General features: G+C 41.8%; 20 protein-coding genes. 15 read left to right on the plus strand and 5 right to left on the minus strand.

Annotation, left to right across the window (positions count from 1 at the left end; translation table 11 throughout):
• Positions 1-24 precede the first annotated feature (24 nt).
• The 3 genes from lpdA to OCV88_RS08790 are packed head-to-tail and all read right to left on the minus strand — an operon-like array spanning position 25 to position 2,525.
• Positions 25-1,398 carry a dihydrolipoyl dehydrogenase gene (gene lpdA / locus OCV88_RS08780; RefSeq protein ID WP_158425132.1) on the minus strand — a complete coding sequence of 458 codons (1,374 nt, stop codon included), beginning with the start codon at positions 1,396-1,398 and terminating at the stop codon, positions 25-27.
• Complete coding sequence (locus OCV88_RS08785; RefSeq protein ID WP_158425133.1) at positions 1,391-1,777, minus strand: Lin0512 family protein; 387 nt, start codon at positions 1,775-1,777, stop codon at positions 1,391-1,393. The genes lpdA and OCV88_RS08785 overlap by 8 nt, the downstream gene beginning before the upstream one ends.
• Before the next feature lie 4 nt (positions 1,778-1,781).
• Positions 1,782-2,525 carry a 2-oxo acid dehydrogenase subunit E2 gene (locus tag OCV88_RS08790; RefSeq protein WP_158425134.1) on the minus strand — a complete coding sequence of 248 codons (744 nt, stop codon included), beginning with the start codon at positions 2,523-2,525 and terminating at the stop codon, positions 1,782-1,784.
• Positions 2,526-2,752: 227 nt separating this feature from the next.
• Between OCV88_RS08790 and OCV88_RS08795 the strand changes: the two genes are divergently transcribed.
• The 13 genes from OCV88_RS08795 to OCV88_RS08855 all read left to right on the plus strand — a co-directional run bounded on the left by OCV88_RS08795 (position 2,753) and on the right by OCV88_RS08855 (position 19,418).
• On the plus strand, positions 2,753-4,183 hold the full coding sequence (locus OCV88_RS08795; protein ID WP_158425135.1) for a sigma-54 interaction domain-containing protein: 1,431 nt from the start codon (positions 2,753-2,755) through the stop codon (positions 4,181-4,183).
• A gap of 279 nt (positions 4,184-4,462) precedes the next feature.
• Positions 4,463-5,443: a lipoate--protein ligase gene (locus tag OCV88_RS08800; RefSeq protein WP_158425136.1), complete on the plus strand. Its 981-nt coding sequence runs from the start codon at positions 4,463-4,465 to the stop codon at positions 5,441-5,443.
• Positions 5,444-5,661: 218 nt separating this feature from the next.
• Positions 5,662-8,244 (plus strand): ATP-dependent chaperone ClpB, encoded by a 2,583-nt coding sequence (clpB, locus tag OCV88_RS08805; protein WP_158425137.1) that lies wholly within the window; start codon positions 5,662-5,664, stop codon positions 8,242-8,244.
• 158 nt (positions 8,245-8,402) lie between these two features.
• Positions 8,403-9,320 (plus strand): LysR family transcriptional regulator, encoded by a 918-nt coding sequence (locus OCV88_RS08810; RefSeq protein ID WP_158425138.1) that lies wholly within the window; start codon positions 8,403-8,405, stop codon positions 9,318-9,320.
• A 199-nt stretch (positions 9,321-9,519) separates the two neighbouring features.
• The gene (locus tag OCV88_RS08815) at positions 9,520-10,827 is read left to right on the plus strand and encodes an MFS transporter (RefSeq protein WP_262591070.1); all 1,308 of its coding nucleotides are present in this window, start codon (positions 9,520-9,522) and stop codon (positions 10,825-10,827) included.
• Between the two features lie 56 nt (positions 10,828-10,883).
• Positions 10,884-11,570, plus strand: coding sequence for a polysaccharide deacetylase family protein (locus OCV88_RS08820; protein WP_262591071.1), 687 nt, complete (start codon positions 10,884-10,886; stop codon positions 11,568-11,570).
• A 144-nt stretch (positions 11,571-11,714) separates the two neighbouring features.
• The gene (locus OCV88_RS08825) at positions 11,715-12,446 is read left to right on the plus strand and encodes an alpha/beta hydrolase (RefSeq protein ID WP_158425140.1); all 732 of its coding nucleotides are present in this window, start codon (positions 11,715-11,717) and stop codon (positions 12,444-12,446) included.
• 31 nt (positions 12,447-12,477) lie between these two features.
• On the plus strand, positions 12,478-14,085 hold the full coding sequence (locus tag OCV88_RS08830; protein ID WP_158425141.1) for a xylulokinase: 1,608 nt from the start codon (positions 12,478-12,480) through the stop codon (positions 14,083-14,085).
• Positions 14,086-14,188: 103 nt separating this feature from the next.
• Positions 14,189-14,884 carry an L-ribulose-5-phosphate 4-epimerase gene (locus tag OCV88_RS08835; protein WP_158425142.1) on the plus strand — a complete coding sequence of 232 codons (696 nt, stop codon included), beginning with the start codon at positions 14,189-14,191 and terminating at the stop codon, positions 14,882-14,884.
• A gap of 186 nt (positions 14,885-15,070) precedes the next feature.
• Entirely contained in the window at positions 15,071-15,511 is a 441-nt protein-coding gene (locus tag OCV88_RS08840; RefSeq protein WP_158425143.1) for a hypothetical protein, read from the plus strand.
• A 293-nt stretch (positions 15,512-15,804) separates the two neighbouring features.
• Entirely contained in the window at positions 15,805-17,133 is a 1,329-nt protein-coding gene (locus OCV88_RS08845) for a replication-associated recombination protein A (protein WP_158425144.1), read from the plus strand.
• A gap of 1 nt (position 17,134) precedes the next feature.
• Positions 17,135-18,418: an aspartate aminotransferase type Ic gene (locus tag OCV88_RS08850; RefSeq protein ID WP_158425145.1), complete on the plus strand. Its 1,284-nt coding sequence runs from the start codon at positions 17,135-17,137 to the stop codon at positions 18,416-18,418.
• Positions 18,419-18,506: 88 nt separating this feature from the next.
• Positions 18,507-19,418 carry a LysR family transcriptional regulator gene (locus tag OCV88_RS08855; protein WP_158425146.1) on the plus strand — a complete coding sequence of 304 codons (912 nt, stop codon included), beginning with the start codon at positions 18,507-18,509 and terminating at the stop codon, positions 19,416-19,418.
• Positions 19,419-19,623: 205 nt separating this feature from the next.
• Here OCV88_RS08855 and OCV88_RS08860 read toward each other — a convergent pair whose 3' ends face one another.
• Together OCV88_RS08860 and OCV88_RS08865 are read right to left on the minus strand one after the other, a co-directional pair.
• Positions 19,624-20,973, minus strand: a complete 1,350-nt coding sequence (locus tag OCV88_RS08860; RefSeq protein WP_158425147.1) for an MFS transporter — start codon at positions 20,971-20,973, stop codon at positions 19,624-19,626.
• A gap of 400 nt (positions 20,974-21,373) precedes the next feature.
• The gene (locus OCV88_RS08865) at positions 21,374-22,627 is read right to left on the minus strand and encodes a uroporphyrinogen decarboxylase family protein (protein ID WP_158425148.1); all 1,254 of its coding nucleotides are present in this window, start codon (positions 22,625-22,627) and stop codon (positions 21,374-21,376) included.
• Positions 22,628-22,833: 206 nt separating this feature from the next.
• On the opposite strand from OCV88_RS08865, the gene OCV88_RS08870 reads away from it, so the two are divergent.
• Together OCV88_RS08870 and OCV88_RS08875 are read left to right on the plus strand one after the other, a co-directional pair.
• Positions 22,834-23,220 (plus strand): thioesterase family protein, encoded by a 387-nt coding sequence (locus tag OCV88_RS08870; RefSeq protein ID WP_158425149.1) that lies wholly within the window; start codon positions 22,834-22,836, stop codon positions 23,218-23,220.
• A gap of 144 nt (positions 23,221-23,364) precedes the next feature.
• A complete protein-coding gene (locus tag OCV88_RS08875) occupies positions 23,365-23,664 on the plus strand; it encodes a metal-sensing transcriptional repressor (protein WP_158425150.1) in 300 nt (99 codons plus the stop codon).
• Positions 23,665-23,674 lie beyond the last annotated feature (10 nt).

Raw genomic sequence — 23,674 nt, forward strand, 5'->3', positions numbered from 1 at the left:
AACCGGTTTTACCTGTATACAGGACTATAGTTTGTGGCAGCACATTCCATGAACATCATGGGCGGCTTCCATAATGCTTTCGCTGACCGTTGGATGAGCATGTATAGTATTGGCCAGCTGAGTTATCGTCAGCTTATTTTGGATAGCTAAAGCGGCTTCTCCGATCATTTCCGTTGCATGGGGGGCAATGATATGGCATCCGATAACCTGCTCTGTGTTGGCATGGCAGATGATTTTTACAAAACCGCTGGAACAGTTTACTGCCAGACAACGGCCGTTTCCGGAAATATCAAAGTATCCGGTTTTTACCGGTTCCCCTGCGGCAGAAGCTTTTTCTTCGGTAAGTCCCACGGATGCAATTTCGGGGGTTGTGTAAATACAGCCCGGGACAGCAGAATAGTCCATGGTCCGGTCCAAACCGGCGCAGTGACCGGCAGCGATGATTCCCTGAGCGGTGGCGGTATGGGCCAGCTGAATGGTTCCTGTAATATCACCGATGGCATAAATGCCGGGAACATTGGTCTGCATATGGGCGTCTGTTTCAATATAACCTTTTTCATTGCATCTTACACCGGCCGCTTTCAGATTCAGACTGGCTGTATTTGGTTTTCTTCCAACAGCAAGAATGACTTGTTCAGAAGAAACCTGGCAGAGCTGAGAGTCTTTTTCAAAAATGACTTCTGAGCCGTTTTTGATTTCACAGACAGCTGCATTTACATGTATGTCGATGTTTTTTTCTGCCAGAAGTGTGGTCATAAGGCTGCAGATATCAGAATCCATGCCGTACAGAATGGAGGGCATCATTTCAATAATTGTAACTTTTTTTCCAAGATTAGCAAAAAGAGTGGCAAACTCTACTCCTATGACGCCGCCTCCTATAATGGCAACTGATTCCGGACATTCTTCCAGCCCCAGCACATCATCTGAATTTAAAACGTTTTCATGATCTGCACCGGGGATAGGAATCAGAGCCGGTGTAGAACCTGAGGCCAGAATGATTTTTTCGGCGGTATATTCTTCCTCCCCTGCTTTCAAAGAGTGAGGACCTGTAAATGCGGCCTCCCCGCGCACCAGCTCTACTCCGTGTCCGGTTACCAGCGCTTCAACGCCGGAACGAAGCTGTTTTACAACTTTATCTTTGCGTTTTGCTATTTTTTTATATTTGAAATCAATATCTCCCTTGATTTCTATGCCAAGGCTTTTGCAGTTTTGAATATCATAAAACAGATCAGAACTGTAAAGCAGAGTTTTTGTTGGAATACATCCTCTGTTTAAACAGGTTCCCCCAAGCTCTTCTTTTTCAATGAGAACTGTACGAAGTCCCTGTTGTGCACACCGGATGGCAGCGATATATCCCCCTGGTCCTCCGCCGATAACGGCTGCCTGATAATTATTCATGGTAGTTTCCTCCTTCAAAGATATTTAGATAGACAGTCAGAGCAGCAATTGCAATGGTTATATTGTGCCCGTGCCCCAGTTCCGGTACATACAGTCCCTCAAAGGAAGCACCGCCGGAGAGAATCTGAATTTCCGTATCGTACATATTAAGAAGCGCTTCAATGGATTTGGGATCAACAGATGCAGGTTCCGGGACAAAAATCTGAGCCTTGATACGGATATTTTCCCGGGAAGCACTCAGACCGAAAATATCATGAACACCGGCCATACAGCAGTGGTGCATGGCGTCTTTTACTGCACGGATGGCAGCTTTTGTCTGGTCCTCCCCATGCAGATCGCTTCCCTGGCCAAATTCGATTAAGTATCGTTGATAAGCCATAGATTTATGCCTCCCTGCCAGATGCTTTATGATACATGTACTTCCAAGGATCCTTAAGAACTTTATTAACACTTTCTAAAAATTTGGCAACCAGTACGCCGTCAGCGAATCCGTGGTCAATGGTCAGACTGAATAACGTCATGTTGCCGGGGACAATCTGGCCTTCTTCGTTGTAAATCGGAAGCACCCGGTTGCGGCTGATTCCGAAGATAGCTGCCTGAGGCGGATTTAAAAAGGGATGCTGGTCATCAATAAGATAGGAACCAAGATTGCTGACAGAAAAAGTAGCCCCTTCCAGCTTGACTCTCATAAGTTTGCCTTTTTTCAGATAGGTGTATGTTTTGTTTAACTCTTCGGATATTTCTTCAATATCTTTTTGATCTGCATGTTCCAGGACAGGGGTCATAAGCACTCCATTAATAGAGGCTGCAACACTGATATTGATATCGTCATAATAAATCAGCTGCCCGTTTTGCCGGGAACCATTTAATTCCATGTTTTCTTCCATGGCGCATGCGGCTGTTTTTACATACAGATCCCCAAAGGTGATTTTTCTGCCGCTGTCTTTTAATTTTTCATTTACTTCCCGGCGGAATTCCATAAGTCTGGTAATATCCAGCTGAGCAGAACCGGTTCCCTGGGGAAACTCCAGTTTGCTTTTTGACATATTCTGGGAAATCACAGCCCGCAGTCCTTCCAGAGGGATGCATTCGCGGATCCGGCGTCCTTCTTCATCAATTGTTGACATAATGTAATACCTCCTTTGTGATCGTAATAAGATGAATGAGACAGGTATGTATATGATCTGTCTTAGATATTAAAATTAAGAAGCAAAACCGGTGCCAGATTTGTAAAACAAACATGGAAATAGTAAAAGGGATGTAACAGATAAAAAAAAGACTACAAATAGAGACAAATAAAAAATTTCTGATAAAATAGAAATATATAGGACAGATTTTTGAAAGGAGAAGGAAAATGGAGAAAAAACTGTCATATTTAAACCTGCCTGCTGAACATGTGCTGGAGATTATAACTTTTGTGCTGGACCAGCTGGATGAAAAAATACTGATTATTGATAAGGAGGGGGATTTTAGATACTATAATCAAAAATATCTGGATTATTACGGAGAGCTGTGGCAGGACAGCAAAGATATATCGGCAGATCAGATTTTTGATCAGAATTTGTTTTCATTAAAAACTAAAGATGCAGAAATTTTAGCTGAATTTATAAAATCTCATGAAAATATTGAGAAGCTGTTTAATGCACCGGATGTAAAAAGTGAACATGATGTATTTACTGATATTGTGCCGATCTTTTTAAAAGATGAGTTTTGGGGAATTTTGATTGTAGAGCATGATTCGAAACTGATTACATCACTGAACAATCAGCTGAATTACTACAAATCTTTGAGTATGAATTTAAAACAGCAGCTAAACAGTAAAAATGAACTGCCGTCATCTTTTCATCATGTAATCGGAGATTCGGTCCAGATGTTAAGAGTCCTAAACTTATGCGCCCATGTGGCTCCCACCCAGAGTTCCGTCTGTCTGCTGGGAGAGAGCGGCACTGGCAAAGAGGTGCTGGCAGAAGCCATTCATTTAAGCTCCGTGAATGTGGATGGTCCTATGATCAAGGTGAACTGCGCGGCAATACCGGAGTCGTTAATGGAGAGTGAACTGTTTGGATATGAAAAAGGGGCATTTACAGGGGCAAGTCCTCAGGGACGTGCAGGGAAATTTGAACTGGCCAGCGGCGGAACGCTGTTTTTAGATGAGATTGGGGAGATGCCTCTTCCCATGCAGGCTAAACTGCTGCGGGTCATACAGGAAAAGGAAATCACAAGAGTGGGCGGCTCAAAAACCATTAAGCTGAATTTCCGTCTGATTACGGCTACCAACCGGGATCTGGAAAATATGGTGGAAGAAGGTACCTTTCGGGAGGATCTTTATTACAGAATCTGTGTGATTCCAATACATATTCCGCCTCTTCGGGAGAGAAAGGATGATATACCGCTGCTGGCAAATCAGTTTTTGGATTCCCTTTGTTCTAATACAAATGATATGCGCTGTTTCTCTGACGAAGTTTTGGAACAGTTTATGAATTACAAATGGCCGGGGAATATCAGAGAACTGAAAAATTGTGTGGAACGGATGGCCATTCTCTGTCCGGATACCTGTATTGGAGAGGAATATCTTCCACTGCAGATTACAAAATCCGGAATGCCCAAGAAATCTGATTCAGAAAAGAACCGGTATAATCTTCACGTAATTACGGAAAAGATGGAAAGAGAGACCATAAAAAATGTACTTGAAATTGTAAATGGCAATAAATCCAAAGCCATTGAACTTCTTGGGATATCCAAGCGGAATTTTTATATGAAACTGGAGAAATACGGGTTAAAATAAATATTTTATCAGCAGTGTTTAGAGAAATATCCAGGGCAGCAGCATATTGTTTTGGGACGTAATTGGTATATAAATTATACGGAGTGTATATTTTATTTACAGCTTTTTTATAAACCTTAAAAGGTCTGTTCCGGATTTTTTGAAAGTAAAGTATATCAGGGACAGAAGATGTAATGGGAAATGGCATATGATTTGCAGGATATGATTCTGAAAGATTTATTTTTAGATGTTACCAGTTATAATTTTACGAACTCTAAGTACGCAGCAGGAGGAATTCAGATGATATTTATACAATCCAACAGCACAAATCCCTATTATAATCTTGCTCTTGAGGAATATATGTTTGAACAAATGGACCGTAACAGGGAGTATTTTATGCTCTGGCAGAATGCGAATACCATTGTAGTGGGGAAATATCAGAATACATTAGAAGAAATTAATCAGTCCTTTGTAGACAAATACGGGCTCCGTGTTGTCAGGCGGCTGTCCGGGGGCGGGGCGGTTTACCATGATCTTGGAAATCTGAATTTTACTTTTGTGGCAGGAAGCAGGGAGCATCCTGAATTTGACTTTGAAAAGTTTGCACTTCCGGTGGTAGAGACCCTTAAGAAATTTGGGATCTGTGCACAGATGAATGGAAGAAATGATATTTCGATTGACGGGAAGAAAATATGCGGCAATTCTCAATATGCCAAAAAAGGCAGGGTGCTGCATCACGGCTGTATTATGCTGGACTCTAATCTGCAGAATGTTTCAGATGCACTGAATGTAAAAGTGGCAAAGTTTGAATCAAAAAGTGTAAAGTCTGTGCGGGCCAGGGTAACTACCATTAATACTTATGCGAAAACGCCAATATCCATGGAGGCATTTAAACAGGCCCTGATACAGGAGGTATTTTGTTCCTGCGGGTTAGAGGTGTATCATTTTTCCCCTGAACAGGAAAAGGAAATTGAAAGGCTTCAGAAAGAAAAGTATGAAACCTGGGACTGGAATTACGGAAGAAATCCTCTCTGTAATATGAAAAGAGAGCTGAAATTTTCAGGGGGACTTCTGACTGCACAGATGCAGATTGAACACGGCGTGATAGAGCAGATTAAATTTTTCGGAGACTTTTTTGGAAATGGAGAGATCTGGGAGCTGGAAAAGAAACTGACAGGTCTGCGTACAGACGAATATTTGAAAGATCATGTGGAAAAAATGAATGTGGGATATTATATTCATGGGATTACGGAAGAAGAATTATGTAGACTGCTGAAGTAGGAAAATGTATAGAGAAAAAATACAGCCGTGTCATTAAGTGCGAAAGCAAGTAAAAAACCTCTGTGAAGCCCGTAAAATCAGGGCTTCACAAATTTTTACAATAAATTAGCACTCAACACTTGACAGTGCTAACAAAAGGTGATATAACGTGTTTATGGAAAAGTGTTATATATAAAATAGAACAAACAAGAATATATTCCTGAAAGGAGGAATGTTTTATGAATATTCAGAAATTCACACAGAAATCAATGGAAGCAATCAGTGACTGCGAAAAGCTTGCGTATGAATACGGCAATCAGGAAATTGAGCAGGAGCATCTGCTGATGGCCCTGGTGCGTCAGAGTGAAGGATTGATCTTAAAGCTCATTGAAAAGATGGAAATTAATAAAGAACATTTTATCAATAATGTTCAGAAACATTTGGAACAGCGGGTAAAAGTATCCGGAGGCCAGGTTTATGTGGGCCAGCATTTGAATAAAGTACTGATCAGTGCCGAGGATGAGGCGAAACAGATGGGAGACGAATATGTCTCTGTAGAGCATTTGTTCCTGGCTTTGCTGAAATATCCAAATGCAGCCGTAAAAGAGATTTTTAAGGAATACGGTATTACAAGGGAACGGTTTTTGCAGGTGCTTTCCACTGTAAGAGGAAATCAGAGAGTAACGTCAGATAATCCGGAGGCTACTTATGATACTCTGGAAAAATACGGTTATGATATGGTAGAACGGGCCAGAGAACAAAAGCTTGATCCGGTAATTGGACGTGACAGTGAGATTCGTAATGTCATCCGGATTCTGTCAAGAAAAACGAAAAACAATCCGGTTTTAATCGGTGAACCCGGAGTTGGTAAAACTGCTGTAGTAGAAGGCCTGGCACAGCGTATTGTCAGAGGAGACGTACCGGAAGGACTGAAAGACAAAAAACTTTTCGCTCTGGATATGGGAGCTTTGGTTGCAGGAGCAAAATACCGGGGTGAGTTTGAAGAGCGTCTGAAAGCGGTTCTGGATGAAGTGAAAAAAAGCGAAGGCAAAATTATTCTGTTTATTGATGAGCTGCATACCATTGTAGGTGCAGGTAAGTCTGACGGAGCTATGGATGCCGGCAACATGTTAAAACCTATGCTGGCCCGGGGCGAGCTTCATTGTATCGGGGCGACGACTCTGGATGAATACCGTGAATATATTGAAAAGGATGCTGCTTTAGAGCGGCGTTTTCAGCCGGTTATGGTTGACGAGCCGACGGTTGAGGATACCATTTCCATTCTCCGCGGCCTGAAGGAACGTTATGAAGTATTCCATGGAGTAAAAATTACAGACGGAGCGCTGGTATCAGCTGCTGAACTGTCCAATCGTTATATTTCTGACCGTTTCCTGCCGGATAAGGCTATTGATCTGGTGGATGAAGCCTGTGCGCTGATTAAAACGGAACTGGATTCTATGCCTACAGAGCTGGATGAATTAAACCGCCGGGTAATGCAGATGGAAATTGAAGAGACTGCTTTAAAGAAAGAAGAGGATAAGCTCAGCAAAGACCGTCTGGAAAATCTGCAGAAAGAGCTTGCAGAACTGAAAAATGAATTTCAGACAAAAAAGGCTCAGTGGGATAATGAGAAAAAAGCCGTTGAGCGGGTGCAGAAGCTTAGAGAAGAACTGGAAGCATTAAATAAAGAAATCCAGCTGGCACAGCAGAATTATGATCTGAACAAAGCTGCGGAACTTCAGTATGGGAAAAAACCTCAGCTGGAAAAACAGCTGGAAGCAGAAGAAGAGATCGTAAAAGCAAAAGATATGTCTCTGGTTCATGAAGCTGTCAGCGATGAGGAAATTGCAAGAATTGTTTCCAGATGGACCGGCATTCCAGTTGCGAAACTTACGGAGAGTGAGCGAAATAAAACACTTCATCTGGACGAGGAACTGCATAAACGTGTGGTTGGTCAGGACGAAGGCGTTACGAAAGTAACAGAGGCAATTATCCGCTCCAAAGCAGGGATTAAGGACCCAAGCAAGCCCATTGGTTCTTTCTTATTCCTGGGACCTACCGGTGTCGGTAAAACAGAGTTAGCCAAAGCTCTTGCCGCAAGTCTTTTTGACGATGAGAGCAATATGGTCCGGCTGGATATGAGTGAGTACATGGAGAAATATTCGGTATCCCGTCTTATCGGAGCGCCTCCGGGATATGTAGGATATGACGAAGGCGGCCAGCTGACAGAAGCAGTCCGCAGAAAACCATATTCCGTTGTACTGTTTGATGAGGTGGAAAAGGCCCATCCCGATGTCTTTAATGTACTGCTGCAGGTATTAGACGACGGACGGATTACTGATTCTCAGGGGCGTACCGTTGATTTTAAAAATACCATTATTATTATGACTTCAAACCTTGGATCTGCTCATCTTCTGGAAGGAATTAACGAACAGGGTGATATTAGTCCCCAGTGTGAGCAGCAGGTACTAAATGAGTTAAGAGGAAATTTCAGACCGGAGTTTTTAAACCGTTTAGATGAGATCATTCTGTTTAAGCCGCTGACCAAAGATAATATTGGCCACATTATTGGTTTGTTAATGAATGAATTAAATAACCGTTTAAAAGAGCGTGAGATTTCAGTAGAACTGAGTTCTAAGGCAGAGCAGTTTATTGTAGATCACGGGTATGATCCGGTTTATGGTGCGAGACCTTTGAAACGGTTTTTACAAAAACATGTTGAAACGTTGTCTGCAAAATTGATACTTTCTGATGCTGTACGGGCAGGAGATATTATTTTAATTGATCTGGTAAATGATAAACTGGAAGCAAGGGTAAAATAAAAAATAATTTTTTCTGACTGCCTTGATGAGATAGACTTTTTTGGGCAAAACCGGAAAAGCAGCTGCAGTATGATTAATAAGGGCGAAAGGCTGATATTTAAGCTTTTCGCTCTTTGGCGTCTGTGCTATAATGCAAAAAACAGCAGGAGGATTCTAAGATGCATAACGTTGATATCCGCAATGTCAGTCTTGGACAGATTCATTATTTTATAAAAGTGGCAGAGTATGGAAATATTACCAAAGCGGCAGAATATTTTAATCTGACCCAGCCAACGCTGAGTAAAAAGATTATGAGTCTGGAGGAGCAGCTGGATCTGCAGGTATTTATCCGGGGGAAAAAATCCATTACATTAACGCCGGCAGGAAAATTTCTGTATGAACAATGGAGAAATCAGATAGATCAGATTGAAGAGGATATACAGCATGCCCATATTCTGCAGCAGGGATACTCCAAACGAATTGTTGTTGCCTGTCTGGATTCCTTTCGGCCGGAAGCTTTTTTACTGCCTGCAGTGGAGCATTTTAAGAGGAATTATAAAGACGTTATGATACGTTTAGAATCGGATGCAGCCCAGGATATCCGGGAAATGCTGATTCACGGGGAAGTGGATGTGATTTTTTCTGTACTTTATGATTTCCAGGAGAAAGAAATGACACATATCGGATGGAAAAAGCTGGGGAAATGCCCCCATGCTGTCTGTATGAATCAAACAAATCCGCTGGCTCAAAAAGAGGTGCTGGCGATTGAAGATTTAAAGCAGTCTGACTTTGTCTGCATTTCTCCGATGCAGCTGCCGGAATATGTCAAAGAGCTGCATCGGGTATGCAGTGTGGGAGGGTTTGCTCCTAATATTACAAATTATGTGTCTTCTGCCAATTCCCTGACATTAAATCTTATGGCCCCAAATGACATTTTTTTATGTGATCAGTACTATGCGGATATGAAGTCAGAAGATCATTGTCTGGTTCCTATTAAAAATACAGAGAGCGGGTATATTATGGCCTGGCGGGAAGATACGGACAATATTTATATCCGGAAATTTGTAGATTTGTCTTTGGAATTTCTGGGAAAATAAAAGTCCGCACTGGGAAGAAAATACCATTCAAAATCGGCATGTATGAATGAATATTTACAATTTCTAAAATTAATATAAAAAAAATATAATAGAGATATAAAAATTACAGAGTATTTGTACCGGTATTTCCGAAGCAGTGGAGAACGTGAAATGCTCTGTTTTTTTGTACCTATTTTACAAGTATGAGGAGGTTTTAGGTTTGAAACAAAAAAAGAAAAGTGAATTGTTTGGGTTCGGAAAAGGCTGGGGAACAATTGTTTTCTGTCTGTTAATGTTCTGGTTTTATGCAGGAATGGTTAATGACAGTTCTAACATTGTGGCTCCGGCGGTTGCAGAAAAACTTGGTATTCCTGCAGGAAGTGTTCTTAATATGGGAACGGTAGCAGCTATGATCGGTGTTATCTTCTTCTTTGTTATGGGAGCGGTGAATCGTAAAATCGGTCCAAGAGTTACCTCGTTTATCTGTTTGATTCTGGCTGGAGCGGGTTATTTCGGAATGGGTCATGCCAACAGTTTGTTTGTATATGCCTTTTCTCTTTGTGTCTGTACGATTGGGGCCATGAGCGCAGGATATATTGCCGGCGGTGCTTTTGTAACACAGTGGTTTCCCAAGAAAAAGGGAATTGTCATGGGATATACAACCATGGGACACAATATGGCAACGGGATTTTTTGTGCCGTTAATTACCTTTCTGGTAGCAAGACTTGGGGTTACTAATGCTGTTGTTATTCCGGCAGTGCTTGTAATTGTACTGGCCCTTGCAGGATTACTGCTGATGCGTAATACTCCTCAGGAACGTGGAATTAATCCTGATAATGTTTCAGATGAAGAATATCAGAAAGAGTATTTTATCGAGGAGACCGGAAAAGACGGCGGCTGGACTGTGAAAAAGCTGTTTCGTTTAAAAGGTTTCTGGATGGTGGCAGTGGCATCCGGCGGATTCCAGTTTGTATCCACTATTATTATTACACAGCTGGTAGTAAGAAATATGGAACTTGGATTTTCACAGATACAGGCAACTACCATTATGACAGTTCTTGCTTTTGCCGGAATTTTTGGCTCCTGGCTGATTGGCGCAATGGATCAGAAGCTGGGAACAAAGAAGACTATGATTTTCTTTGGTATCTGGTATGCAGCAGCTCTGTTTATTGAGGTGACAGAAGTAAAGGCCTGTGTATACATATTCCTGGTAATGTTTGCGCTGGCTCTGGGAGGATCTGCAAACTTTACAACCTCGCTGCCGGCGGCAGTTTTCGGCCGCCATGGATTTGAAAAGGTAAACAGCGTTCTGTTTCCCATTCAGGCGCTGGTATCCTCCCTTGGTTTCTGCGTTAATGGGAATGTGTTAAATGCTACGGGAAGTCTTCGGATGTCTTATGTAATAGCTGGTATAGCTTCACTGCTTGTGGTAGTTTTGGTGCTGTTTATTAAAGAGCATCAGTATAACAGAGATTTTATGACAGAGGCAGAGGCGGAAGCATTTACAAAAAAACTGGAAAAAATGTAGTATTTCAGGAGAGACATTTCATATGATATAAAAACAATATGTTAGAGATCTGTGAAATGAAAAAAGTTATTTTTTTAGTTTTTGGAATTTTGATAACAGCGGGCAGCTTTTTTCTCTCTTCTCATATCAGTGATCACAGAATTACTGAAAGCTTTTATCAGGCTGAAACAAAAGAACCCGCGGAACAAATAAAAAAAGTTGCACTTACATTTGATGACGGTCCCAATGAGGAGTATACGCCAAAACTCCTGGACGGGCTGAAAAAACGAAATGTACGGGCAACTTTTTTTCTGCTTGGAAAGCAGGTGGAACAATATCCGGAACTGGCAAAGAGAATTTCAGATGAAGGGCATCTTATTGGCTGTCATGCCTATGAGCATAAAGATTTAAGCCGCCTTTCCCTGGAGGAGGCATGCAGGCAGATCACAGATACCAATGATCTGTTATATGAAGTAACCGGGCATCGGCCTATGTTTATGCGGCCGCCCTATGGAAGCTGTCAGGAACAGCTGCCGGAAAAAACAGAAATGATTGAGGTATTATGGGATATTGATACAGTTGACTGGTCTTTGCGCAATACAGATCAGGTGGTAAAAAACACCTTGAAAAAGGTAGAGGACGGAAGCATCATTTTAATGCATGATGAATTTCAGGAAAGTGTGGATGCAGCGCTGCAGCTTGTAGATGCCCTGGAAAAAGAGGGGTATCAGCTTGTTACTGTGGAAGAGTTGATTTTAGACTGAAAATCTGTCTGCGTCTGGTCAGAACAGATGAACACAAATACCTTTCTGTCTGGGGATTCGTATTGATAAATGAGAAAGGTTTTATTATAATAAAGCAGACAAAACAGTGAGGAATGTATACTGGGAAAACAGGAGTCACATAGAATGAAAAAATGGAAAAAAGGACTGCTTGCCGCCGGCATTGCAGCAGCAGTGATTGTGCTTGTGTTTACTATTTATGTACAGCAGTATTATCACAGCCAGGTGGATGTAGCCACAGAAGAAAGAGAGGAATCCAATTTACAGATTCAGGAGGAAAATGGGTACATAGAAATCCTTCCGAAAAATGAAAAAACAGACACCGCATTTATTTTTTATCCTGGTGCCAAGGTAGAGTACACATCGTATCTGCCTCTGATGGAATTGCTGGCAGATCAGGGAATCGCCTGCTATCTGATGCATATGCCATGCAATCTGGCGGTTTTTCATGTGGATGCAGCTGATACGATTTTGGAAAAATATTCGTATAAACATTATTATATTGGAGGGCATTCCCTTGGGGGAGCTATGGCAGCTGCATATCTTGACGGAAATGCAGATCAGTACGATGGCCTTGTGCTTCTGGGAGCCTACTCCACCAAAGACTTAAGTAATACGGATTTAAAGGTACTTTCTGTTTATGGAAGTGAGGATCAGGTGTTAAGCAGGGAAAAATATCAGGAAGATCTTGATAATCTTCCTGATTCCCTTAAGGAGCTGGTGATTGAAGGCGGTAATCATGCATATTACGGAAATTACGGAGAACAGAAAAAAGACGGAACGGCTTTGGTTACAAGGCAGCAGCAGCAAAAGGAAACGGCAGAGGCTATTTATGAGCTGATACAGACAAATAAATGATCTAATGAGAGATCATCAGGAGGAGGATTTTATGAACCAGAGACAGATGGCAGTCAAAGACATGATATTGCAGGGAAACACGTATCTTGGAATTGAGTTTGGGTCTACCAGGATTAAGGCGGTACTGATTGATGAGGAGCATAATCCTGTTGCGTCCGGCAGTCATGAATGGGAAAACCGCTATGAAAATAATCTCTGGACGTATTCGCTGGAGGATATTTTTCAGGGGCTTCAGGACAGTTATCAGAAAATGTCAGAAGATGTGAAAAAACAATATGGAGTTGAAATCGTGAGGGTGAAAGGCATTGGTTTCAGTGCTATGATGCACGGATATATGGCTTTTGATAAAAATGGAAATCTGCTGGTGCCCTTTCGAACCTGGAGAAACAGCAATACGAAGAAGGCGTCAGAGATTTTGACGGAATATTTTGATTTTCATATTCCTGAGCGGTGGAGTATTGCGCATCTGTATCAGGCTGTTTTAAATCAGGAAGATCATGTGAATAAGATTGCGTTTATTACAACGCTGGCTGGATTTATTCACTGGAAATTAACCGGTGAAAAAGTGATTGGAATCGGAGATGCTTCCGGAATGTTTCCCATTGACTCTGATCTTAAAGATTATGACAGGGAGCTGATTGACAGGTTTGATCAGCTTCTGGCTGACAAAGCATACCACTGGAAACTTAAAGAGATACTGCCAAAAGTGCTGACCGCGGGCCAGGAAGCGGGAAGACTGACGCAAGAAGGGGCAAAGCTTTTAGATCCCAGCGGAAAGCTGCAGGCAGGTATTCCCTTTTGTCCGCCGGAAGGAGATGCGGGAACCGGGATGACAGCAACTAACAGTGTGGCAGTGCGCACAGGAAATGTATCAGCAGGAACCTCTGTCTTTGCTATGATTGTTCTGGAAAAAGCGTTGAAGAAACTGCATCCGGAAATTGATATGGTGACAACCCCTTTTGGTGAGCCGGTAGCTATGGTACATGCCAATAACTGCACATCTGACCTGAATGCCTGGGTGAATCTGTTCCGGGAGTTTGCCGAAGGCTGCGGGTTTTCCATAGATAACAATACACTGTATACCACATTATTTAAAAAAGCCCTGGAGGGAGATGCAGACTGCGGAAATCTGCTTTCTTATTGTTATCTGTCCGGGGAAAATATTACAGGATGCCAGGAAGGACGTCCGCTGTTTGTCCGCACCCCGGACAGCCGTTTTAATCTGGCGAATTTTATGCGGACGCATTTATATACCAGTCTTGGAGCCTTGAAAATCGGCATGGATATTCTGCTGAAAGAAGAGGGTGTGTGTATTGATCAGGTCTTTGGACACGGCGGTTTTTTCAAAACTCAGGGAGTGGGGCAGAGGATCATGGCAGCTGCCATGAATGCTTCCGTATCTGTTATGGAGACTGCCGGAGAAGGAGGCGCCTGGGGGATTGCACTGCTGGCGGCCTATATGGATCGGAAAGAAGAAACAGAAAGCTTAAGTGAATACCTCTCAGAGAAAGTTTTCAAAGGGCAGGCAGGTTCCTGCATAAAGCCAGATCCGGAAGATGTGGAAGGATTTGAAACTTTTATTCAGCGGTATAAAGATGGACTGGCTATTGAAAATGCGGCTATTGAGCGTTTTAAATAGACTGTTTGGAAAATTTACATTTTGTCATGGAATCTGAAGCGTGGCAGCTTTCGCATGAAAGTCTGCCTGTTGGGTTCAGAAAAGAAAAGCGGAGAAAATAAAAATGCTGGAAAAATTAAAACAGGCAGTATATGAGGCGAATATGCTGCTTCCAAAATATCAACTTGTTACATTTACCTGGGGAAATGTCAGCCAGATTGACCGGGAAACCGGATATTTTGCCATTAAACCAAGCGGTGTGGATTATGAAAAACTGACGCCGGACGATATGGTAATTATGGATCTTGAAGGTAACAAAATTGAGGGGAGATTCAATCCGTCTTCGGATACGCCTACTCATATAGAAATTTATAAAGCATTTAAAAATGTGGGAGGTATCGTACATACCCACTCCTCCTGGGCAACAAGCTGGGCCCAGGCCGGCCGGAGCATTCCCTGTTACGGGACAACCCATGCGGATTATATGTATGGAGAGATTCCCTGCGCCAGATGCCTGACAAAAGAGGAAATTGATCACGACTATGAAAAGAATACAGGGATTCTCATAGCAGAACTATTCCAGAAATATGATTATGAGGCAGTTCCGGCGGTACTTTGTAAAAATCATGGGCCCTTTACATGGGGGAAAGACGGACAGGAAGCGGTACATCATGCAGTTGTCCTGGAGGAAGTTGCAAAAATGGCCGCAAGGTGCGAGATGATTAATCCCAGTGTCCAGACGGCGCCGCAGGAACTGCAGGATAAGCATTATTACCGGAAGCACGGAAAAGATGCTTATTATGGGCAGAAGCAGCCGTAAAGCAGATAGGAAAGGAATTCAAATTAATTGAACAGGAAACACAGACGATATTGATTGCAGCATTTGTTAAAATGGTTTTATGCATCTGTTAGTTATAAAAAGAGTGAAAGAAAGTGGTGAATGAAATCAGCTTTCATACAGTATCTGCATTAAATACGTTGGAGTTTACAGGGAGTGAAGTAGTTTATGGCAAGAAAAAATAATAGTGGATTGTTTTATGTCTGCAGTCTTATAGAGTATATTGGGCGTCTGCAGAAATTAAAACGGTCGGAAGTAGTCCGATATATGGGAATGGAAACAATTGAGCGAATATATGAATATGCAGATGTGTTTCATTGTGAAGTGATTGATAAAGTAGCGTCAGAATTTGTAATAGAATGTGAGATACCTCAGGGGGAATTTGATAATGTTTCGGATTGTCAGTATAAAGTTCCGGATTATTGGACAATTGGAGAAGTATATGAAAGATTAATTGAAGATTGTTATGATGAAAATGAAATTTTATATGGAATTCAGGAAGTTTACACGTCATGGATTGATGAAGATTTGTCAGACTATAATACAGATTTTTATTATCAGCCGAGAGATTATATAGCGGCGTGTTATCAGGAGGGGACTATATTATGAAAAAACAGAAGGGACTGTATGGGGGTAGGAGTTAAAGTTAAAGTCCTGCAAACATACAATATTTCACAATTTTTCACCTATTGCTCCGGAATATTATCAAAATAATAGAAATTGAGAAAAAAACTTGTCAATCGCCTGTAATTGGAGTATCTTAGACTTGGCGTTGTGCAGGGATGAAGAGATCATTCTTTCATAAAAGAAGAAAAACCCTGCTCAAATTTCTGCACTGAAACTTAAAATGAATTTTGAATATATATAAAATTCATTTTATTAACGGAAAGGATAGCAACAGTATGGATCTGTTTGATTACATGCGTGAGCAGAAAAAAGAAAAAGAATCGCCCTTGGCTTCCAGACTCCGGCCTGCATCTTTAGATGAGGTTGTAGGACAGCAGCATATTATAGGAAAAGATAAATTATTATATCGGGCAATTTCAGCAGATAAGCTGCAGTCAGTGATTTTTTACGGACCGCCGGGCACCGGAAAAACAACTATTGCCCGTGTTATTGCCAATACTACCAGCGCTGAGTTTATGCAGATCAATGCTACTTCGGCCGGAAAAAAAGATATGGAAGCTGTCATTCAGGATGCAAAAAATAATCAGGGGATGTACGGCAGGAAAACAATACTTTTTATAGACGAAATTCATCGTTTTAATAAAGGACAGCAGGACTATCTGCTTCCCTTTGTTGAGGATGGTACGGTGATTCTCATCGGTGCAACTACTGAAAATCCTTATTTTGAGGTAAATCAGGCTTTGTTATCCAGGTCGGTGGTTTTTGAGCTGCGCCCGCTGGAGCCTGAAGATATCCGGATACTGTTGAGAAGAGCTGTGGAGGATGAAGTAAAAGGACTTGGTTCCTATGGAGCTGTTCTCGAAGCAGATGCGGAAAGCTTTCTGGCAGATTTTTGTAACGGCGACGCAAGAAACGCGCTGAATGCCATTGAGCTGGGCGTGCTGACAACACCCCGGTGTGAAGATGGAAAAATACATATAACCCTGGATGTTGCAAAAGAATGTATTCAAAAACGGACAGTACGTTACGACAAAGATGGAGACAACCATTATGATACAATCTCTGCATTTATTAAAAGTATGCGGGGATCAGATCCTGATGCGGCAGTATACTATCTGGCCCGGATGCTTTATTCCGGCGAGGATATTAAATTTATTGCCAGAAGAATTATGATCTGCGCAGCAGAAGATGTAAGTAATGCAGATCCCATGGCTTTGAATGTTGCTGTCAGTGCAGCTTTGGCTGCAGAACGGCTTGGGATGCCGGAAGCCAGAATCGTATTAAGCCAGGCGGCTGCCTATGTGGCCTGTGCCCCAAAAAGTAATTCGGCGATACTAGCTGTGGACAAAGCTATGGAGCTTGTAAGAAAAGACAAAACGCCTCCGGTGCCTGCTCATTTGCAGGACCGCCATTATCAGGGAGCAGAGAAATTGGGAAGAGGAATTGGATACCGATATGCACATGATTATCCTAATCATTATGTAAACCAGCAGTATCTGCCGGACCCTTATGTGGGAATGCATTTTTATGAGCCGGATAACCAGGGGTATGAAAGTGAGATAAATGCCTATTTTAAAAAAATAAGGCAGCAGGAGGAAGATTAAGATGAAATCATATCAGGAAATGAGTCAGGAAGAATTGATGCAGGAGAGAGCATCGTTAGAGCAGCAGTATAAAGAATATTGTGGAAAAGGGTTGAAGCTGGATATGTCCAGAGGAAAACCTTCCTCGGAACAGCTGGATTTATCTATGCCTATGATGGATGTTTTAAACAGTGACACCCATTTAAACAGCCGCCTGGGAACTGATCTGCGTAATTATGGAATGGTGGATGGAATTGATGAGGCGAAAGAACTGATTGCATCAATGATTGATACAAAGCCGGAAAACGTAATTGTTTACGGAAATGCTAGTTTGAACATTATGTACGACTGTATCAGCCGGTCTATGGTTTTCGGCGTTATGGGAGGTACTCCCTGGAGTAAACTGGAGAAAGTGAAATTTCTCTGTCCGGTACCCGGCTATGACAGACATTTTGCCATAACAGAAGCTTTTGGAATTGAAATGATTAATGTTCCCATGACATCAGAAGGTCCGGATATGGATATGGTGGAAAAGCTTGTAAGTAAGGATGATGCAATAAAAGGAATCTGGTGTGTACCAAAGTATTCAAATCCCCAGGGAATTTCTTATTCTGATGAAACTGTCCGCCGGTTTGCAAATCTGAAGCCTGCAGCCAAAGATTTTCGTATCTATTGGGATAATGCATATTGTGTACACCATTTGTTTGAAGATAAACAGGATGAATTGCTGGATATTATATCAGAGTGTGAAAAAGCGGGAAATCCGGATATGGTCTATGAGTTTTGTTCTACTTCCAAAGTAACATTTTCAGGTGCCGGTATCTCCGGTCTTGCTACCAGTCTGAAAAATAAAGAAGCAATTATAAAACGTCTCAGTGTCCAGACTATTGGTTTTGATAAGATCAATCAGCTTCGTCATGTAAAATTCCTGAAGAACAAAGCGGGAGTAGAAAATCATATGATGAAACATGCGGCGCTGATCCGGCCGAAATTTGAGATGATTCTGAAAAAGTTTGAAGAAGAATTAAAAGGGCTTGGCGTTGGAAACTGGGTAGTTCCAAATGGCGGATATTTTATAACTTATGAGGCAAATGAAGGCTGTGCAAAGTCAATTATTGCAAAAGCCAAGGAAGCCGGAGTAGTTATGACAGGTGCCGGAGCGCCTTATCCTTACAAAAACGATCCGAAAGATTCTGTAATTCGAATTGCGCCAACGCTTCCGCCTATGGAAGAGCTGATTGCAGCTACAGAAATTTTTATAATCTGTGTAAAGCTTGCCAGCATAGAGAAACTGCTGAAAGCATAAGACGGCAAGTTAAAAGCAGCAGAAGCATTCGGCTTATTTAGAATGATTAAAAGATAATGAAAAACCATGGTGGAACAGCGGGGGAGAGATGACTTCACAACAGCTTGAAATATTTTTATCACTGGCAAGGCATTTGAATTTCACCAGGACGGCCAGAGAATATTATACGACCCAGCCTACTGTCAGCCGGCAGATCAGTCTGCTGGAAGAAGAATGGGGATTTCCTCTGTTTGTGCGCAGCAAAAAGGAAGTGCGCCTGACACCTCAGGGAGCAGTAATGGTGAAGAAATGCAGGGAGGCTCTGGATGTGATTGGCAGTGGAATCCGGGAAGTTATGAGCATAGAAAACGGAGCGGATCTGACGATACATATTGGATGTCTAGAGGGCATGAACCTTGATATGTTTGTTGCTCCCACTGCGGCGTATTTTAATAAACATTATCCTAATGTAAATATTTTTATCGAGCGGCGTTCCTTTGGAGAGCTCAGGGATAAGCTGGAAAAAGGAATATTGGACCTGATTTTCACTCTTGATTTTGAACTGAGATATCTTCAGGATGTTGTATATGATGAATATTATCCTGTTTTAACAGGACTTTTAATGTCTAAAAACCATCCAATGGCGTCAAAGGAAGATTTGAAAGCAGAAGAGCTGAGCGGAGAGACTTTTATTCTTCCGGATGATAAAGAAGCTCCAGGCAGAACCGATGAATTAAAAAGTATTCTTCAGAAAGCCGGCATTCAGTGCGGAAAGATTCTTTATGTTCCTAATCAGGAATCCATGCTTTTAAACGCCAGATCCGGCCGGGGGATTGCCTTGATGGACAACAGTCTCAGGGAAGTTTATGATACGGATCACTATCGGTTTCTTGAGCTTCCAAAGGAAATTGCTCCGTTGTCGGTGGTGTGTGTCTGGAAACGGGGAAACTTAAATCCTGCTGTTGCATTATATGTAAATACATTGTCGGAAAATGAATTTATTGATGTATTTGTAAATTAAAAAGATGATCGCACTGCGGCGGAATGGAGTCATGTCGCAAAGGCGACCCGCCGCAGGCGGAGAATGTGCTTTGCACATTCTTGTTTAGGAAAATGACTGGTTTTATAAAATTATCAAAAACGCAAAGTAAGAGGAATCCCATAATACAACGGGATTCCTCTTGCTTATTTACATCTTTTCATTCATTTCAAGTGCAGAGTTCATATTATTTTCTGTCTGCTAAAGCGTTGTCAAGTTTTTTGCCTGCTGCTTTTCTGTATGTATCATCTTTTGCTTTTACATGTTTAGAACTAAACAGAAGCATCAGAATAATGGAAACAATGCCGGCACCTGCAACTACCTTAAAGATCATTGTGTAACCGGAACCGATCATAAGGATTGCAATCAGCATAGGACCAAATGCACAGATCAGATTTGCAATTGGATTTACAGCTGCAAAAACAGTACCAAAGTCCTCACGGCGCCAGTACTGAGCTGCCAGTGATACGGTAAAGTTAGAAGATGCACCCATAAATAATGCCAGGAAAATCAATGCTGCAACCAGAAGACCCGGTTTTGCAGGGCTGGAAACAGCTCCTAAAATACCTGCGATTAACATAATCACACAGGCGATAATCATAGCTTTCTTCGTTCCAAGTTTCTGATCCAGAACACCCAGTACAAAACTGCCAATAAGACCGAAAATCATAATCATGGCCATAACCCCAGCGAAACCGCCGTATTTATCAAGGCCGTCACCCATCTGGGCAAGAATCTGATTGGTCTGTGTCATAGTACCTACAGAGAACATAAGCAGCAGACCGGCAGGAAGTGTGATAAACCAGAAATCCCGGGTTGTTAATGTGTGATTCAGTTTCCATACAGTTGTTTTCTTGTTTTCAATTTCCTCTTCCATCATAGCTTTTGCCATCTCAGGAGTCATATCCGCATTGTTGTCACGGTATGCACCAACTTCTTCCGGATAATCCGGAACAAAAACAAGACCAATGATCCAGCCGATAATGAAGATAATCAGGAATGGTGCAAATGCCAGTGCTACATGGGGAGTACCGCCTTTAAAAGCTGTTGCCGCAAAAGCGCCGATTACACCGTTACCGATTGGGAACGCAAATGTTGCGATACCCATAACACCTCCTTTTCTGGTTGGGAACCACTGTCCTACCAGAATAGAAAGGGCGAATGTACCATACATAACGGAACATACCGTACCGATACCATATACGGCACGCCATAACATCTGCATTCCGCCAGGAATATAACCAGGGATAAACATGATGCCTAATAGAAAGATGATTGTTAAAAGCCCCATAAGACAGCCAAGTTTTTTGACACTTCTCAGTCTTCCGATAAAACTTGATGCTATCAGCTGTACAATAACACCGATTACGGAAGCCACTGTGTAGATTGTGGATAATGCCTGCTGACCTCCATAGAGTTCAGACAGAATGTTAAGCGGGTAATTTCCCACTGCGGTGTAGGCAAGGAATGCGGTAGCAATCCAGATAATCAATACCCATCCTCTTACGCCATAACCTCTTACCTTTTTCTGTTCCATAAAAAAACCTCCTCTTGTTTATATGATTTTAATCGAAAGCATTTATCTGGAAATACAGATAAAAACTTTCTTTATAAAACCCGCTGTTATATACCGCTGCTGATACAAGTTTGTTACTCACCGCCTGCAGAGGCGGAAGTCATCCCCTATCTGATATAAATATGAGGTCTGCCGGCAGATGTGCTGGCAGATATTAAGTAACTTGATAGAAACTGCGTTATTTGTATAAGAATAACAGAATTTATAAAAATTTAATATATGTATATCATACAAAAATGAATGTAAAAATTTGTGCAGAATTGTAGGTTTTATATGAAGCACTTTTTGGATATCATCAATCTGTATGTTATACAGAAATAAGAACCGTCCTGTATCTGGCATTTTAAGTGCTGTAAGTGATTTAATATCTGCCGTATTTTTCCAAGGCCTCGTACCATGCGGCCAGATTTTCCGGTCTGCCGTTATCAATGGCCAGATTATTTGACATCATATATCCCCCGCCGGGCGCGCAGATATCAAGAAGTCTTTTTGTTTCCTCTGTAATGGATTCTTTTGTTCCGTAAGAAAGAAAGTTTGTGTCAAAGTTTCCCGCAATACATACAGTATCCCCCAGCACTTTTTTTGCTTTGGCCATATCCTGTTTTTCAAAGATGTAGACAATTTTACCTTTTGGTACGTCTTTAATTGTTTCAAGGCGGGTAAAATAATTTCCTTCACAGGCAACAAATGGAGTAATACCGGCATTTACGAAAGCGCACAGCATTTTTTTAAGAGGCGGCCAGTAATAATCTGCATAGTCGTCAGGAGACATAAACTCATCCACGCCTGCATGAAGCGGGATAAAGATATTATCTGCATGGGACATTTTACATAAACCAATAGCAGATTGAATGGAAACATCTGTGTAGCGGTCAACGGCTTCGGCCAGAAGTTCCGGATCTGTTTTCAGATCCATGACAGTATTGATCAGCCCCCGGATATTGTCGGCAAAGTCATCAAAAGGATTCAGGGCTACTGCAGTTCCCCAGACTGGAAATCCTTTCTGAACAAGGTGCATTATTACGTCAACAGAAGATTGAATATAAGAGCCTACTGCATTTCCGGCTTCCATCAAAGAAGCCAGGGCCTGTTTAAGGGGCGGTGCAGCTAAAGCGCCAAATCCCATAACAGTGCTGCCGCACAGACTGTAGGGATTTAACATAGAAAGTCCCTGAAGGGAAGCAAATTTTTTTGCAAGAACTTTTTGAAGAAGGAATTTGGAGGGATCTTTTAAAAAGTCTTCATATTCTTCATCCTCCAGAAATTCGTGGTCAATAGTCTGATATGTAAAGTTATCGCCAAACTGCGGTGTTTTTCCGGGATAATTGATGTTAACAGGTTTTAAAATGTCCATTCCGTTTTTTGGAAAAAACTGCGGGGCATAAAAGTAGTCTGGTTTAATATCTTCCAGCATTTTATCCAGGGCAGGGATCAGATTGCGCTGGTCTGTCATGGCATCTTTGATGGTAACGCCGTATTCTGCTGCAATAACGTTTCCAAAAGTGGGAACCAGAGGAACCCTGTCAGGTTCCTGCAGTGCAATGGCTGTGTTAACACGTTTTGCACGGGCTTTTAATAATTCCATATTTGTATTTTCGGGTATATTCTTTTCCATATTGATATTCCTTTCCTTGGTTTTAGGCTATTGATATCTGTTATCTGCTTATTTCACAGTTTAACAGGAGCGCGGAAAAATCTGAAATTGCCATTTTATATTAACTGATACGAAATATGTATGATGAGAAATAATCCGGTTGGCCCAAAGATTTTCTTGTGGTATGATATCATATATAAGATGTTTAGTAAGCAGGAGGAATCAAAATGTTAGAAACAGGAATAAAAGGAAAAGATACGGTAAAGGTAGTATCTGAAAATACAGCAGCAGCAGTAGGAAGCGGTACACTTTTAGTATTTGCAACACCAGCCATGATTGCGTTAATGGAAAAGACGGCTTGTAACAGTGTAATGCCATTTCTAGAAGAGGGATGCGGGACAGTAGGTACGATGCTGAATGTAAAGCATATGGCGGCTACCCCAGTGGGAATGACAGTGACCTGCGAGAGCGAGCTTATAGAAACAGACGGACGAAGACTGGTTTTTAAAGTAACGGCCTCCGACGAAGCAGGTGTGATAGGGGAAGGTACCCATGAACGTTTTATCGTAAATAATGAAAAATTCCAGAACAAAGCAGATCAGAAGGGAAAATAACTGCTAAGGTGATGGCAGGAATAAGTTTTGGTATATGGAGCATGATAAGAAATGGTGAAGATGAATATTTTTACCATTTCTTATTTTAGACTTTACATATACCCCTTGGGGGTATATAATACTGATGAAAGGCAGGTGCGGAATATGGAAAAGGAATGTTGTCTTCATAAAACAAAAGAACGTTCAGATGAAGAATATAAAAAGCTGATTCACAGATTAAACAGAATTGAAGGACAGATCCGCGGAATTAAAGGAATGATAGAAAAAAGCGCGTACTGTACAGACATTCTGGTCCAGTCTTCGGCCGTAACTGCGGCAGTCAATGCGTTTAACAGAGAACTTCTCGCCAGTCATATCAGGTCCTGTGTGGCGGAGGATATACGGGAGGGCAGAGATGAGACTCTAGATGAACTCATTGACACCTTAAAGAAATTAATGAAGTAGGAGGGACAAT

Source organism: Brotonthovivens ammoniilytica (assembly GCF_025566885.1).
GTDB lineage: Bacteria > Bacillota > Clostridia > Lachnospirales > Lachnospiraceae > Brotonthovivens > Brotonthovivens ammoniilytica.